Origin of the sequence: Mycobacterium sp. 1165178.9 (assembly GCF_001673555.1) — a bacterium.
In the GTDB taxonomy this organism is placed as follows: Bacteria; Actinomycetota; Actinomycetes; order Mycobacteriales; family Mycobacteriaceae; genus Mycobacterium.
Window position 1 is genome coordinate 28,916 of record NZ_LZMB01000055.1, and the last position, 13,538, is coordinate 42,453.

Annotated in this window: 15 protein-coding genes and 1 pseudogene; 10 read left to right on the forward strand and 6 right to left on the reverse strand. The window is 67.2% G+C overall.

Features of this window, described 5'->3' with window-relative positions; translation table 11 throughout:
* Positions 1-32 precede the first annotated feature (32 nt).
* The 4 genes from A5652_RS02835 to A5652_RS02850 all read left to right on the forward strand — a co-directional run bounded on the left by A5652_RS02835 (position 33) and on the right by A5652_RS02850 (position 4,147).
* Positions 33-1,661 carry an acyl-CoA dehydrogenase family protein gene (locus A5652_RS02835; protein WP_067346436.1) on the forward strand — a complete coding sequence of 543 codons (1,629 nt, stop codon included), beginning with the start codon at positions 33-35 and terminating at the stop codon, positions 1,659-1,661.
* 61 nt (positions 1,662-1,722) lie between these two features.
* A complete protein-coding gene (locus tag A5652_RS02840; RefSeq protein WP_067346445.1) occupies positions 1,723-2,661 on the forward strand; it encodes a crotonase/enoyl-CoA hydratase family protein in 939 nt (312 codons plus the stop codon).
* Between the two features lie 2 nt (positions 2,662-2,663).
* Entirely contained in the window at positions 2,664-3,383 is a 720-nt protein-coding gene (locus A5652_RS02845) for a PaaX family transcriptional regulator C-terminal domain-containing protein (RefSeq protein ID WP_067346446.1), read from the forward strand.
* A complete protein-coding gene (locus tag A5652_RS02850) occupies positions 3,380-4,147 on the forward strand; it encodes a crotonase/enoyl-CoA hydratase family protein (RefSeq protein WP_067346447.1) in 768 nt (255 codons plus the stop codon). Before A5652_RS02845 ends, A5652_RS02850 begins: the two co-directional genes overlap by 4 nt.
* A 39-nt stretch (positions 4,148-4,186) precedes the next feature.
* Here A5652_RS02850 and A5652_RS02855 read toward each other — a convergent pair whose 3' ends face one another.
* The 3 genes from A5652_RS02855 to A5652_RS02865 all read right to left on the reverse strand — a co-directional run bounded on the left by A5652_RS02855 (position 4,187) and on the right by A5652_RS02865 (position 5,999).
* A complete protein-coding gene (locus A5652_RS02855; RefSeq protein WP_067346454.1) occupies positions 4,187-4,918 on the reverse strand; it encodes a DUF732 domain-containing protein in 732 nt (243 codons plus the stop codon).
* A 175-nt stretch (positions 4,919-5,093) separates the two neighbouring features.
* Complete coding sequence (locus A5652_RS02860; protein WP_067346448.1) at positions 5,094-5,588, reverse strand: DUF3060 domain-containing protein; 495 nt, start codon at positions 5,586-5,588, stop codon at positions 5,094-5,096.
* Between the two features lie 36 nt (positions 5,589-5,624).
* Positions 5,625-5,999: a DUF3060 domain-containing protein gene (locus tag A5652_RS02865; RefSeq protein WP_067346449.1), complete on the reverse strand. Its 375-nt coding sequence runs from the start codon at positions 5,997-5,999 to the stop codon at positions 5,625-5,627.
* Between the two features lie 193 nt (positions 6,000-6,192).
* Here A5652_RS02865 and A5652_RS02870 point away from each other — a divergent pair, with 193 nt between their 5' ends.
* The 6 genes from A5652_RS02870 to A5652_RS29010 all read left to right on the forward strand — a co-directional run bounded on the left by A5652_RS02870 (position 6,193) and on the right by A5652_RS29010 (position 12,412).
* Entirely contained in the window at positions 6,193-6,837 is a 645-nt protein-coding gene (locus A5652_RS02870) for a TetR/AcrR family transcriptional regulator (protein ID WP_067346456.1), read from the forward strand.
* A gap of 323 nt (positions 6,838-7,160) precedes the next feature.
* Positions 7,161-7,535, forward strand: a complete 375-nt coding sequence (gene rpsL / locus A5652_RS02875; RefSeq protein WP_007767794.1) for a 30S ribosomal protein S12 — start codon at positions 7,161-7,163, stop codon at positions 7,533-7,535.
* A complete protein-coding gene (rpsG, locus tag A5652_RS02880; RefSeq protein ID WP_007767793.1) occupies positions 7,535-8,005 on the forward strand; it encodes a 30S ribosomal protein S7 in 471 nt (156 codons plus the stop codon). Before rpsL ends, rpsG begins: the two co-directional genes overlap by 1 nt.
* A gap of 85 nt (positions 8,006-8,090) precedes the next feature.
* Positions 8,091-10,196, forward strand: a complete 2,106-nt coding sequence (gene fusA / locus A5652_RS02885) for an elongation factor G (protein WP_067346450.1) — start codon at positions 8,091-8,093, stop codon at positions 10,194-10,196.
* A gap of 110 nt (positions 10,197-10,306) precedes the next feature.
* Positions 10,307-11,497, forward strand: coding sequence for an elongation factor Tu (gene tuf, locus A5652_RS02890; protein ID WP_044483827.1), 1,191 nt, complete (start codon positions 10,307-10,309; stop codon positions 11,495-11,497).
* Positions 11,498-11,653: 156 nt separating this feature from the next.
* Positions 11,654-12,412: a PE family protein gene (locus A5652_RS29010; RefSeq protein ID WP_067346451.1), complete on the forward strand. Its 759-nt coding sequence runs from the start codon at positions 11,654-11,656 to the stop codon at positions 12,410-12,412.
* Between the two features lie 327 nt (positions 12,413-12,739).
* Here the strand turns inward: A5652_RS29010 and A5652_RS29070 are convergent, their stop codons facing one another.
* From A5652_RS29070 to A5652_RS28300, 3 genes and pseudogenes are all read right to left on the reverse strand, one after another.
* Complete coding sequence (locus tag A5652_RS29070; protein WP_369805733.1) at positions 12,740-13,006, reverse strand: hypothetical protein; 267 nt, start codon at positions 13,004-13,006, stop codon at positions 12,740-12,742.
* Between the two features lie 66 nt (positions 13,007-13,072).
* A pseudogene (locus tag A5652_RS26355) lies at positions 13,073-13,225 on the reverse strand (SDR family mycofactocin-dependent oxidoreductase); the annotation flags it as partial.
* A 90-nt stretch (positions 13,226-13,315) separates the two neighbouring features.
* A partial coding sequence (locus tag A5652_RS28300) for an SHOCT domain-containing protein (protein WP_232001071.1) occupies positions 13,316-13,538 on the reverse strand: 223 nt, incomplete at its 5' end.

Here is a 13,538-nt window from a genome sequence, read left to right on the forward strand (position 1 = left end):
GTGCAACTGTCGAGAAAATGTAACATAGGGGCATGCCGGATACGCATGTCGTCACCAACCAGGTCCCGCCCCTGGAGAACCACAATCCCGCCAGCTCGGCGGTGCTGATCGAGGCCCTGATCCGCGAGGGCGGGCAATGGGGCCTAGACGAGGTGAACGAGGTGGGTGCGCTCTCGGCCACGCACCAGGCGCAGCGCTGGGGCGAGCTCGCCGACCGCAACCGGCCCGTCTTGCACACCCACGACCGCAACGGTCACCGCGTCGACGAGGTCGAATACGACCCGGCCTACCACGAGCTGATGCGCGCCGCGATCGCCCACGGCATGCACGCGGCGCCCTGGGCGGACGAGCGCCCGGGCGCGCACGTCGTGCGCGCCGCCAAAACTTCGGTGTGGACGGTGGAACCGGGCCACGTGTGCCCGATCTCGATGACGTATGCCGTCGTTCCGGCGCTGCGCTTCAATCCCGAGCTGGCCAAGGTGTATGAGCCGCTGTTGACCAGCCGCGAATACGATCCCGAGCTCAGGCTCGCCACCACCAAGCCGGGCATCACCGCGGGCATGTCGATGACCGAGAAGCAGGGTGGCTCCGACGTGCGCGCCGGCACCACGCAGGCGACCCCGAACGCCGATGGCAGCTACAGCCTGACCGGTCACAAATGGTTCACCTCGGCGCCGATGTGCGACATCTTCCTGGTGCTGGCGCAGGCGCCGGGTGGTCTGTCGTGCTTCCTGCTGCCGCGAGTCCTGCCCGACGGCAGCCGCAACCGGATGTTCCTGCAGCGGCTCAAGGACAAGCTCGGCAACCATGCCAACGCGTCCAGCGAGGTCGAATACGACGGCGCGATCGCGTGGCTGGTGGGGGAGGAAGGGCGCGGCGTGCCCACCATCATCGAGATGGTCAACCTCACCCGGCTGGACTGCACGCTGGGCAGCGCCACCAGCATGCGCACCGGCCTGACCCGGGCGATCTACCATGCCCAGCACCGAAAGGCGTTCGGCGCCTACCTGATCGACCAACCCCTGATGCGTAACGTGCTGGCCGACCTGGCCGTCGAGGCGGAGGCGGCCACCATGGTCGCGATGCGGATGGCCGGCGCCACCGACAAGGCCGTGCGCGGCGACCAGCGGGAGGCGCTGCTGCGCCGGATCGGCCTGGCGGCAAGCAAGTACTGGGTGTGCAAGCGCTCCACGCCGCACGCCGCCGAGGCGCTGGAGTGCTTGGGCGGCAACGGCTATGTCGAGGACTCCGGCATGCCGCGGCTGTACCGGGAGGCGCCGCTGATGGGCATCTGGGAGGGTTCGGGCAACGTCAGCGCACTGGACACGTTGCGCGCCATGGCAACGCGCCCCGAGTGCGTCGAGGTGCTGTTCGACGAGCTCGCCGATGGCGCGGGTCAGGACCCGCGCCTGGCCAACCACGTCGCGCGGCTGCGCGATCAGCTGGGCGACCTGGAGACCATCGCCTACCGCGGCCGCAAGGTGGCCGAGGACATCTGCCTGGCACTGCAGGGCTCGCTGCTGGTGCGCCACGGCCACCCCGCCGTCGCCGAGGCGTTCCTGACCACGCGCCTCGACCGGCAGTGGGGCGGTGCCTTCGGCACCATGCCGGACGGGCTCGACCTCGCACCGATCCTGGAGCGGGCACTGGTCAAGGGTTGAGCCGCAACATGACCCGCGCCGGCGACGATGCAGAGCGAAGCGATGAGGAGGAGCGGCGGCAATGACCCAAGCGATCAGGCCGGTCGACTTCGACAACCTCAAAACGATGACCTACGAGGTCACCGATCGGGTTGCGCGGATCACGTTCAACCGGCCGGACAAGGGCAACGCGATCGTCGCGGACACCCCACTGGAACTCTCGGCTCTGGTGGAGCGCGCCGATCTCGACCCGAATGTTCATGTCATCCTGGTGTCCGGCCGCGGCGAGGGCTTCTGCGCGGGCTTCGACCTGAGCGCCTACGCCGATCGCACCGGGTCGGCCGGCGGGACCGGCGCGTATCAGGGCACCGTGCTGGACGGAAAGACTCAGGCGGTCAACCATTTGGCGGACCAACCGTGGGACCCGATGATCGACTACCAGATGATGAGTCGCTTCGTGCGGGGCTTCTCCAGCCTCATGCACGCCGACAAGCCGACGGTGGTCAAGATCCACGGCTACTGCGTGGCCGGCGGCACCGACATCGCGCTGCACGCCGATCAGGTGATCGCCGCCGCCGACGCCAAGATCGGCTACCCGCCGACCCGGGTGTGGGGCGTCCCGGCGGCCGGCCTGTGGGCGCACCGCCTGGGTGATCAGCGCGCGAAAAGGCTGTTGTTCACCGGTGATTGCCTCACCGGCGCGCAGGCCGCCGAGTGGGGATGGGCGGTCGAGGCGCCGGATCCGGCCGACCTCGACGCGCGTACCGAGCGGCTCGTCGAGCGGATCGCCGCGGTGCCGGTCAACCAGCTGATCATGGTCAAACTCGCGCTGAATTCCGCTCTGTTGCAACAGGGTGTGGCGACCAGCAGGATGGTCAGCACCGTGTTCGACGGCGTCGCCCGGCACACGCCCGAGGGCCACGCCTTCGTCGCCGATGCTGTCGAGCACGGATTCCGTGAGGCGGTGCGGCATCGCGACGAACCCTTCGGAGACCACGGCCGCCGCGCGTCCGGGGTGTAGCCATGCCGGATATGACAGCACGGTCGGTGGTGCTCAGCGTGTTGCTCGGCGCACACCCCGCGCACGCCCGGGCCAGCGAATTGGTCAGGCTCACTTCCGATTTCGGTATCAAGGAGTCGACGCTTCGCGTGGCGTTGACCCGCATGGTCGGGGCCGGCGACTTGATCCGCTCCGCGGACGGTTACCGGCTCTCGGATCGCCTGTTGGCCCGTCAGCGCCGCCAGGACGACGCCATCGACCCTCGTGTGCAGCCGTGGAGCGGAGAGTGGGTCACGCTCATCGTGACCAGCGTGGGCAAGGACGCGCGCACCCGTGCCGCGCTGCGAACCGCGTTGCACGACAAGCGCTTCGGTGAACTCCGCGAAGGAGTGTGGATGCGCCCCGACAACATCGACGCGGACCCCGGTCCCGAGGTGAGCGCCCAGGCGAGGGTGCTGCGGGCGCGCGACGACGACCCCGCCGAACTGGCCGCGCAGTTGTGGGACCTGCCCGCCTGGGCTCAAACCGGCCATCGGCTGCTCGACGAGATGTCCGCGGCGCCAGACATTCCCGGCCGTTTTCTGGTGGCCGCGGCGACGGTGCGGCACCTGCTCACCGACCCGGTGCTGCCCGAAGAGCTACTGCCGCCCGACTGGCCCGGCGCCAGATTGCGGACGGCATACCACGACTTTGCCGCCGAGCTGCTGCGGCGGCGCGAACCACTATTTGCGGAGGCGACATGACTGACCCGGTGCGTATCGAGCGCAACGGCCCGGTGACCACGGTGATCATCGACCGACCGGCGGCCCGCAACGCGGTCAACGGCCCGACGGCCGCCGCCCTGTATGCGGCGTTCGAGGAGTTCGACCGCGATGACACCGCGTCGGTGGCCGTGCTGTGCGGCGAGGGCGGAACATTCTGCGCCGGAGCCGATTTGAAGGCCTTCGGCACCCCCGACGCCAACGCCGTGCACCGCAGCGGCCCCGGTCCGATGGGCCCGACGCGGATGGCGCTGTCCAAGCCCGTCATCGCCGCGGTCAGCGGTTACGCCGTCGCAGGCGGCCTGGAGTTGGCCATCTGGTGCGACCTGCGGGTGGCCGAGGAGGACGCCGTGTTCGGCGTGTTCTGCCGGCGCTGGGGGGTTCCCCTGATCGACGGCGGCACCGTGCGCTTGCCCCGGCTCATCGGGCACAGCCGCGCGATGGACATGATCCTCACCGGCCGCGCGGTGGCCGCCGATGAGGCCCTGGCCATCGGGTTGGCGAATCGGGTTGTCCCCAAGGGCCAGTCGCGGCAGGCCGCAGAGGAGATGGCGGCGCAACTGGCGGCGCTGCCGCAGCAGTGCCTGCGTTCGGACCGGCTCTCGGCGCTACGCCAATGGGGGACAACAGAATCCGAGGCAATGGACTTCGAATTCGCCAGCATCTCCAGGGTGGCCGCGGAGGCGAACGAAGGCGCCGGGCGTTTCGCCGCGGGCGCGGGACGGCACGGGGCGCCGGCCGGCTAGGTACGGGGCGGCGGCCGGGTAGCGACGCCCGCTCCTGCCCTACGGTGCCAGCCTTACCCGGCCGGGCGGCGTGGGCGGCGTGGGCGGGGAGTCCGGACCACCTCCGCCACCGCCGGGAGGGCCGCCCGGCGCGGGAGCGGCGGGCGGCTCCTGTTGCGGTCCCGGCTGCGGCTCCTGTTGTGGTCCCGGCGGCGTCTGTTTCGGTGGCGGTTTCACCACCGGCTGGGGCGGCGTCAAGATTTGAACCGTCGGCGGTGCGTCCGGCGGAAGTTGCGGTGGGTCCGGCTGACCCGTCTCCCCCGCGGGAAACTGCCACCTCAGGGCGGCGTAGCGGGTGTGCGCGGTGCCCCGCTGCGTCGGGTCCTGTGATCCGGGCACGGGATTCGCCATGGCCGAGATGGAAGCGATCTTCGCTTGATTGTTCGGACAGTAGGCCTCGACCGCGGCGGAGATGAATCGGGCAACGGTGCGCATGACGCGGTCGGGAGGGTATGGGCCGCCGCCCGAATTGGCATTGAACGCCCGTTGCTTCATGTCGTCGACTACGCCGTCGACCGGCATTCCGCCGTCGAGTTGGCGACAAATCCTGTGGGCGGTGGCGATGAGGCTCGGCACATTCTCTAGGGCGGGAATTTGCTTTTGGTCGAGCAGTGCCACGAATTGGTCGTCGGGGTTGGGATCGGCCGCCGCACTGTCGTGGGGCAGCATGACGACGCCGGTCAGTACCACGAAGGCCGTAACCAGGGCGCTGACGTGGTTGGTGCTGAACATGCCGGGATTCCGTTCTGCCGGCACGATCATATGCCGCGGCTGTGCGCACGGCACCTCGAGCGGCAGAGAAAATGGTTGTGGTGCAACCGCAAACGCTGCGCCGGAAATCTGGACCGCTCGGCGGCGCCGGCCACCGCGGCACCGGTGAAAACCGATGCCGGCGAACGACTACCGGTCAGCCGCCCTTGTTGATCGTGTTGCCCGAGCCGATCTCGTCGACCTTGGGGGCGCCGTCCTTGTAGGTAAGGGTGTTGTCCATCCCCAGCACGGTGATGCGGGTGTTGACCTTGTCGAAGGTGATCTTGTTGTTGGCGCCGGTGACGGTGACGGTCTCGCAGGTGCCCGTGACGGTCAGCGTGTTGTCCGAGCCACCGACGTTAAGCGATTTGCCGGTGGCGCAGTCGAGGGTGGTGGTGGTGCCCATCGATCCGTAGTTCATCGTGTTTCCGATCTCGAGGGACGCGGTGGTGCTCGCACTGCCCGATCCCGTCGTCGGGGCGGCGCCGGCACTGGTCGTCGCGGTCGTCGCGCTGCTTTTCGTGGTGGTCGTCGAAGAGCCCGCCGGCGGGCCGGCCGTCGAACTGCAGCCGGCCAGCACTAGGGCTGCGGCGGCCGGCGTGATGGCGAACACGGCCAGGCGCAGCGAACGGTCACGAATGTAGGCGGGCATGGTTCCTCGATTCTTGATCGGTTGTGGTGCCGTGATTTAGCCCGGCACCTGCTGGAGCCGGTTGGTCATGCCCAGTTCGCGGCCGCGGTCCCACAGGGCGGGCTGACCGCCCTTGTAGAACACCGTCTGGTTGTAGCCGTACACGGTGATGTCGTGCGACACCGAATCGGCGACAACGGTGTTCGACGAACCCATCACCGTGACGGCGTAACAGTTGCCCAGCGCGGTGACGTTGTTGCCGGTGCCGTTGACCATCAACGTGGCGTCGTTGCAGTCGATCGTCTGCTCGGTGTCCTCACCGACGATGTGGGTGTCACCGTTCTTGGCCTGCGCTACGTTCGGCGCGGCGGCGGCGGCAACGACGGCGATGACGCAGGCGGCCAGTGACCCTGCGACGGTCGTCCACTTCACTGCGGGCCCCCTCTTGGACGGGTCGGCTGCTCGAAACGAGGCAAGCATGACATTACGTCCATTTGCCTGCCCACTGGCAGATTTTGAATTCCTTTGCCCGGCGCTCCTATCCCCATGAGATTAATGTCTGGAAGGTCGTCAACTAGAGTCATTAGTTAACCGCAACCCGTTCATGCGATCGAAGGGCGACGCCATGGCAGTTCCACCGGATCCGCCGCCTGCGGCCGGGCGCCCACGCGCGGGACGGCCCGCCTCCCGTCCGGCCAAGCTGAGCCGGGACGGGATCATCGACGGCGCCCTGACGTTTCTGGATCGCGAGGGCTGGGACGCTCTGACCATCAACGCGCTGGCGATGCAGCTGGGCACCAAGGGGCCGTCGCTGTACAACCACGTCGACAGCCTGGAGGATTTGCGGCGCGCGGTGCGGATCCGCGTCATCGACGACATCATCACGATGCTCAACCGCGTTGGCGAGGGCCGTGCCCGCGATGACGCGGTGCTGGTGATGGCCGGCGCCTACCGCAGCTACGCCCACCACCACCCCGGCCGCTACTCGGCCTTCACGCGGATGCCGTTGGGCGGCGACGATCCCGAATACACGGCCGCGACCCGTGGCGCGGCCGCACCGGTGATCGCGGTGTTGTCCTCCTACGGCCTGGACGGCGAGGCGGCCTTCTACGCGGCAATCGAGTTCTGGTCCGCGATGCACGGGTTCGTTTTGCTGGAGATGACCGGTGTGATGGATGAGATCGACACCGACGCGTTGTTCTCCGACATGGTGCTGCGGCTGGCGGCGGGCCTGGAAAGGCGCACCGCCGCCGATGGTGCCCTGCAGTAGCCAGTACTCCGCCACTGGCGCCGATGGTGGCGACCCGCAGCGCCCGGCTACGCCGCGCTTGCGATCACCACTGGCGCCGCCGCCGCTTTGACCTGCGAGACCGGCGGCGGGTATTGTGGTCCCTCGTGCCTGGCGGCTTACGGCGCCTAACCGTAAGGGAGTGGATGCCGGGCGAATTCGCGTGTCCACGAAGCATCGGGCCTCCTCCGGTGCGCAGCGCATGCGACACACCCGGGCGCGGGGTGACGCGGCCGGACATAACTGCAGTACACAGACTTGAGAACGCTGGAAGTATGCCGAACACGAACACAGAAAGCCGGTAGATGCCAACCATTCAGCAGCTGGTCCGCAAGGGTCGCCGCGACAAGGTCGCCAAGGTCAAGACCGCGGCCCTGAAGGGCAGCCCGCAGCGCCGTGGCGTATGCACCCGCGTGTACACCACCACCCCGAAGAAGCCGAACTCGGCGCTTCGGAAGGTCGCCCGCGTGAAGCTGACGAGCCAGGTTGAGGTCACCGCCTACATCCCCGGCGAAGGCCACAACCTGCAGGAGCACTCGATGGTGCTGGTGCGTGGTGGCCGTGTGAAGGACTTGCCCGGTGTCCGCTACAAGATCATCCGCGGTTCGCTCGACACCCAAGGGGTCAAGAACCGCAAGCAGGCTCGCAGCCGTTACGGCGCCAAGAAGGAGAAGAGCTGATGCCGCGCAAGGGGCCCGCGCCGAAGCGCCCGCTGGTCAATGACCCGGTCTACGGGTCGCAGCTGGTGACGCAGCTGGTGAACAAAGTTCTGCTGGACGGGAAGAAATCGCTGGCCGAACGCATTGTTTATGGAGCGCTCGAAAACGCCCGGGAAAAGACAGGTACCGACCCGGTGATCACCCTCAAGCGCGCAATGGACAACGTCAAGCCCTCCCTCGAGGTGCGCAGCCGCCGCGTCGGTGGCGCTACGTACCAGGTCCCCGTCGAGGTGCGTCCGGATCGCTCCGTGACATTGGCTCTGCGTTGGTTGGTCAGCTTCTCCAAGCAACGCCGCGAGAAGACCATGGTCGAGCGGCTGGCCAACGAGATCCTGGATGCCAGCAATGGCCTCGGTGCCGCCGTCAAGCGGCGCGAGGACACCCACAAGATGGCCGAGGCCAACCGCGCCTTCGCGCACTATCGCTGGTAGGGGCTCCAACGGCGCCAAAGGCAGTGTGGCCGGGCGCCAACCGACAGCGAACTAACCAAGCAATCGAAAGAGTGGGAAGACTTCTGTGGCACAGAAGGACGTGCTGACCGACCTGACCAAGGTCCGCAACATCGGAATCATGGCGCACATCGACGCCGGCAAGACGACGACGACCGAGCGCATCCTCTACTACACCGGTATCAGCTACAAGATCGGTGAGGTGCACGACGGCGCCGCCACCATGGACTGGATGGAGCAGGAGCAGGAGCGGGGGATCACCATCACCTCCGCGGCTACCACCTGCTTCTGGAAAGACAACCAGATCAACATCATCGACACCCCCGGGCACGTCGACTTCACCGTCGAGGTGGAGCGCAGCCTGCGCGTGCTCGACGGTGCCGTGGCCGTCTTCGACGGCAAGGAGGGTGTCGAGCCGCAGTCCGAGCAGGTCTGGCGGCAGGCCGACAAGTACGACGTCCCGCGCATCTGCTTCGTCAACAAGATGGACAAGATCGGGGCCGACTTCTACTTCTCGGTGAGGACCATGGAGGAGCGGCTCGGCGCCAACGCCATCCCGATTCAGCTGCCCGTCGGCTCCGAGGGCGACTTCGAGGGCATCATCGACCTGGTCGAGATGAACGCGAAGGTGTGGCGCGGCGAGACCAAGCTCGGCGAGACCTACGACACCATCGATATCCCCGCCGAGCTGCAGGAGAAGGCTGACGAGTACCGCACCAAGTTGCTCGAGGCCGTCGCCGAGACCGATGAGGCGCTGCTGGACAAATACCTCGGCGGCGAAGAACTCACGATCGAGGAGATCAAGGGTGCGATCCGCAAGCTGACCATCAGCTCGGAGGCCTACCCGGTGCTGTGCGGCAGTGCCTTCAAGAACAAGGGTGTGCAGCCGATGCTGGACGCCGTCATCGACTACCTGCCCTCGCCGCTGGACGTGCCGCCCGCCGTCGGCCACGTTCCGGGCAAGGAGGACGAAGAGGTCACCCGCAACCCGTCGACCGACGAGCCGTTCTCCGCGCTCGCGTTCAAGGTCGCGACGCACCCCTTCTTCGGCAAGCTGACATACGTCCGGGTGTACTCGGGCAAGGTCGACTCCGGCAGCCAGGTCATCAACGCCACCAAGGGCAAAAAGGAGCGCCTGGGCAAGCTGTTCCAGATGCACTCCAATAAGGAGAACCCGGTGGAGACGGCCTCGGCCGGTCACATCTATGCCGTGATCGGGCTCAAGGACACCACCACGGGTGACACCCTGAGCGACCCGAACCAGCAGATCGTGCTGGAGTCGATGACCTTCCCCGACCCGGTCATCGAGGTGGCCATCGAGCCCAAGACGAAGAGCGACCAGGAGAAGCTGTCGCTGTCGATCCAGAAGCTCGCCGAGGAAGACCCGACCTTCAAGGTGCACCAGGACACCGAGACCGGCCAGACCGTCATCGGTGGCATGGGCGAGCTGCACCTGGACATCCTGGTGGACCGGATGCGGCGCGAGTTCAAGGTCGAGGCGAACGTCGGTAAGCCGCAGGTCGCCTACAAGGAGACCATCCGTCGCGTGGCGGAGAAGGTCGAGTTCACCCACAAGAAGCAGACGGGTGGCTCGGGCCAGTTCGCGAAGGTGCTGATCAACCTCGAGCCGTTCCACGGTGAGGACGGTGCGACCTACGAGTTCGAGAACAAGGTCACCGGTGGCCGTATCCCGCGTGAGTACATCCCGTCGGTGGACGCCGGAGCCCAGGACGCGATGCAGTACGGCGTGCTGGCCGGCTACCCGCTGGTGAACTTGAAGGTCACCCTGCTCGACGGGGCGTTCCACGAGGTCGACTCGTCGGAGATGGCGTTCAAGATCGCCGGTTCGCAGGTACTGAAAAAGGCTGCGCAGCAAGCGCAGCCGGTCATCCTGGAACCGATCATGGCCGTCGAGGTCACCACGCCCGAGGACTACATGGGCGACGTGATCGGCGACCTGAACTCCCGCCGTGGCCAGATCCAGGCCATGGAGGAGCGGAGCGGTGCGCGCGTTGTCAAGGCGCACGTGCCGTTGTCGGAGATGTTCGGCTACGTCGGCGACCTGAGGTCCAAGACTCAAGGCCGGGCGAATTACTCCATGGTGTTCGACTCGTACGCCGAAGTGCCGGCGAACGTGTCGAAGGAGATCATCGCGAAAGCGACGGGTCAGTAAAAATCTGCTGGGAGTAATCTTGCCGGGTCATTGGAATGCCTTGGACGCGGCACAACTGAAAACACCAACACTGCTTTAACAAGCACCAACTAGTCCAGGAGGACACAGAAGTGGCGAAGGCGAAGTTCGAGCGGACGAAGCCGCACGTCAACATCGGGACCATTGGTCACGTTGACCACGGCAAGACCACGCTGACCGCGGCTATCACCAAGGTTCTGCACGACAAGTACCCCAACCTGAACGAGTCCCGCGCGTTCGACCAGATCGACAACGCGCCCGAGGAGCGTCAGCGCGGTATCACCATCAACATCTCCCACGTGGAGTACCAGACGGAGAAGCGTCACTACGCCCACGTCGACGCCCCGGGCCACGCCGACTACATCAAGAACATGATCACCGGTGCGGCCCAGATGGACGGCGCCATCCTGGTGGTGGCCGCCACCGACGGCCCGATGCCGCAGACCCGTGAGCACGTGCTGCTGGCCCGTCAGGTCGGCGTGCCCTACATCCTGGTCGCGCTGAACAAGGCCGACATGGTCGACGACGAGGAGCTGCTGGAGCTCGTCGAGATGGAGGTCCGCGAACTGCTGGCCGCCCAGGAGTTCGACGAGGACGCCCCCGTCGTGCGGGTCTCGGCGCTCAAGGCCCTCGAGGGCGACGCCAAGTGGGTCGAGTCGGTCGAGCAGTTGATGGAGGCCGTCGACGAGTCGATCCCGGACCCGGTCCGCGAGACGGAGAAGCCGTTCCTGATGCCTGTCGAGGACGTCTTCACGATCACCGGCCGTGGCACGGTGGTCACGGGCCGTGTCGAGCGCGGCATCATCAACGTCAACGAAGAGGTCGAGATCGTCGGTATCAAGCCGACCAGCACCAAGACCACCGTCACCGGTGTCGAGATGTTCCGCAAGCTGCTCGACCAGGGTCAGGCCGGCGACAACGTCGGGCTGTTGCTGCGCGGTATCAAGCGTGAGGACGTCGAGCGCGGTCAGGTCGTGACCAAGCCCGGCACCACCACCCCGCACACCGAGTTCGAGGGCCAGGTCTACATCCTGTCCAAGGACGAGGGCGGTCGGCACACGCCGTTCTTCAACAACTACCGTCCGCAGTTCTACTTCCGCACCACCGACGTGACCGGTGTGGTGACGCTGCCGGAGGGCACCGAAATGGTGATGCCCGGTGACAACACCAACATCTCGGTGAAGCTGATCCAGCCCGTCGCCATGGACGACGGCCTGCGGTTCGCGATCCGTGAGGGTGGCCGCACCGTCGGCGCCGGCCGGGTCGTCAAGATCATCAAGTAATTCGAATCGCCACAAAGCCCGGATTGCCGAGTCGGCAATCCGGGCTTTGTGCGCCTAACTGGCTCGGACCAAAGCGGAAGAGTCCCTGCGGTAGCGGGGCCGCCTGGTTTAGGATTTGCCCATCTTTTCCTGACGGTAGCGTTGCGGGGGGTTGGCATGTCGTTCGTTCAAGCGACGCCCGAATTCGTCGAGGCAGCCGCGGGGGACCTGGCCACTATCGGGTCGACGATCACCTCTGCCAACACCGCCGCGTTTGGTCCGACATCGGGTGTGCTGGCCCCCGGCGCCGATGAGGTGTCGGCGAGTATCGCCGCACTCTTCGATGCGCACTCCCAGGTCTATCAGGCGCTCAGCGCCCAGGCGACCGCGTTCCACAGCCAGTTCGTCGAGCTGATGAACGGTAGTGCGGCACACTACGCGTTCGCCGAGGCCGCCAACGCCGCGCCGCTGCGGGCCGCGGCGGCCCAGGCGTCGGTGGCCGCACAGGTACCGGCGGTCAGCGCCGGCGCCGTGGGTACGTCCGCACCGGCCGCGCCCCCGGGACCGCTGGCGGCGGCGGTGACGCGGGTGGCGGCCGCGACGCCGCCGGCATCGGCCGGCACGCCGGTTGCGGCGGCTCCGGCGGGATCGGCGACGCTGGCCTCGGCCACCACGCGGGCCGGCGCGGCGCGAGTCGTGACGCCGGCTTACGCGCCGGCGACATCTCCGGCCACCGTCCAGCCAACGGCGTCGGTGGCGACGCCGGCCGGCGCTTCCGCCGTGGCCCCGCCGACCGGAGTGCCGCCGCAGACTTCCGCGGCTTCGACGATGCCGGTGTCGGCGCGCACCGTGCCGCACCCAGCGGCCGCCGCGCAGCCGGAGACCCAGGCGGGCACGCCGGTCAAGCGGGTGCCGGTCGCGCCCCCCGAGCGGTGACCTGACGCGGTTTGCGTGTATCGGGTTCGCCGCGACTCCGTGGGCGCTAATCTGACACGGATTCCCCAGTAAGTGACAGGAGGGGCATGTGTTAGCGCGCTACCTTAAGGCACAGTTGGTGGTTTTGCTGTGCGGCGGTCTGGTCGGACCGATCTTCTTGGTCGTGTACTTCACGCTCGGGCTCGACAACCTGCTGCAGTGGATGCTCTACGTCGGCCTGCTGATCACCGTGGCCGACGTGTTGGTCGCGCTCGCGTTGGCAAACTATGGGGCCAAGTCGTCGGCTAAGGTGGCCGCCCTCGAGCAGAACGGGGTGTTGGCGCTCGCTCAGATCACCGGGATCACCGAAACCGGGACCTGGGTGAACAACCAGCAGGTCGTCAAGGTGCACCTGCACATCGCGGGCCCCGGAATCCTGCCGTTCGACAGCGAAGACCGGGTGATCGCCAGCGTCACCCGGCTCGGCAACCTCAACGCCCGCAAGGTGGTGGTCCTGGTCAACCCCACCACCAGCGAATACCGGATTGACTGGGAGCGAAGCGCTCTGGTCAACGGGCTGGTGCCCGCGCAGTTCACCGTGGCCGAGGACAACAAGACCTACGACCTGAGCGGGCAGACGGGCCCGCTGATGGAGATCCTGCAGATCCTGAAGGCCAATAACGTCGCGCTGGCGGACGCCGGCGCGCAGATGTCCAGCGCGATGATATCGGCGCCCTCGCGGGCCAGCCGCACCGCGTGCGAGCGCCCCTGCCCGCGGGCGGCCCCGGTGATGAATGCGACCCGTCCCTGCAGTGCTCCGGCCTGTCCAGCCACGTCTAACCCCTTCGACCGCCGATAGATCAAGCCAGGCTAGCAGCGCAACTGAAACGTGTTCTAATTCACCCGGCGCCGCCGAGCGAGCTCCTAGATTTCGGAGATGATCGACGCGCGCCGGCTCGTGTATTCGTCGTCGGTCAGCGCCCCACTGGCGTGCAGATCCTTCAGCTCCTGCAACCGCGCGGCGATCGACGGTTCGGGTGGCGTGACGACCGCCGCCGCCGCGGGCGCCGCGGCGGCGGCGGCCGGGGCGGGTTGCGGGCCCCGGAATCCTGCCGTTCGACAGCGAAGACCGGGTGATCGCCAGCGT

Coding starts and splice junctions, on each gene's coding strand:
- A5652_RS02840 (WP_067346445.1), top strand. CDS start 1,723: ATGACCCAAGCGATCAGGCCGGTCGACTTCGACAACCTCAAAACGATG.
- rpsG (WP_007767793.1), top strand. CDS start 7,535: ATGCCGCGCAAGGGGCCCGCGCCGAAGCGCCCGCTGGTCAATGACCCG.
- rpsL (WP_007767794.1), top strand. CDS start 7,161: ATGCCAACCATTCAGCAGCTGGTCCGCAAGGGTCGCCGCGACAAGGTC.
- A5652_RS02845 (WP_067346446.1), top strand. CDS start 2,664: ATGCCGGATATGACAGCACGGTCGGTGGTGCTCAGCGTGTTGCTCGGC.
- A5652_RS02870 (WP_067346456.1), top strand. CDS start 6,193: ATGGCAGTTCCACCGGATCCGCCGCCTGCGGCCGGGCGCCCACGCGCG.
- A5652_RS02835 (WP_067346436.1), top strand. CDS start 33: ATGCCGGATACGCATGTCGTCACCAACCAGGTCCCGCCCCTGGAGAAC.
- A5652_RS02850 (WP_067346447.1), top strand. CDS start 3,380: ATGACTGACCCGGTGCGTATCGAGCGCAACGGCCCGGTGACCACGGTG.
- A5652_RS29010 (WP_067346451.1), top strand. CDS start 11,654: ATGTCGTTCGTTCAAGCGACGCCCGAATTCGTCGAGGCAGCCGCGGGG.
- A5652_RS02860 (WP_067346448.1), bottom strand. CDS start 5,588: ATGCCCGCCTACATTCGTGACCGTTCGCTGCGCCTGGCCGTGTTCGCC.
- A5652_RS02855 (WP_067346454.1), bottom strand. CDS start 4,918: ATGTTCAGCACCAACCACGTCAGCGCCCTGGTTACGGCCTTCGTGGTA.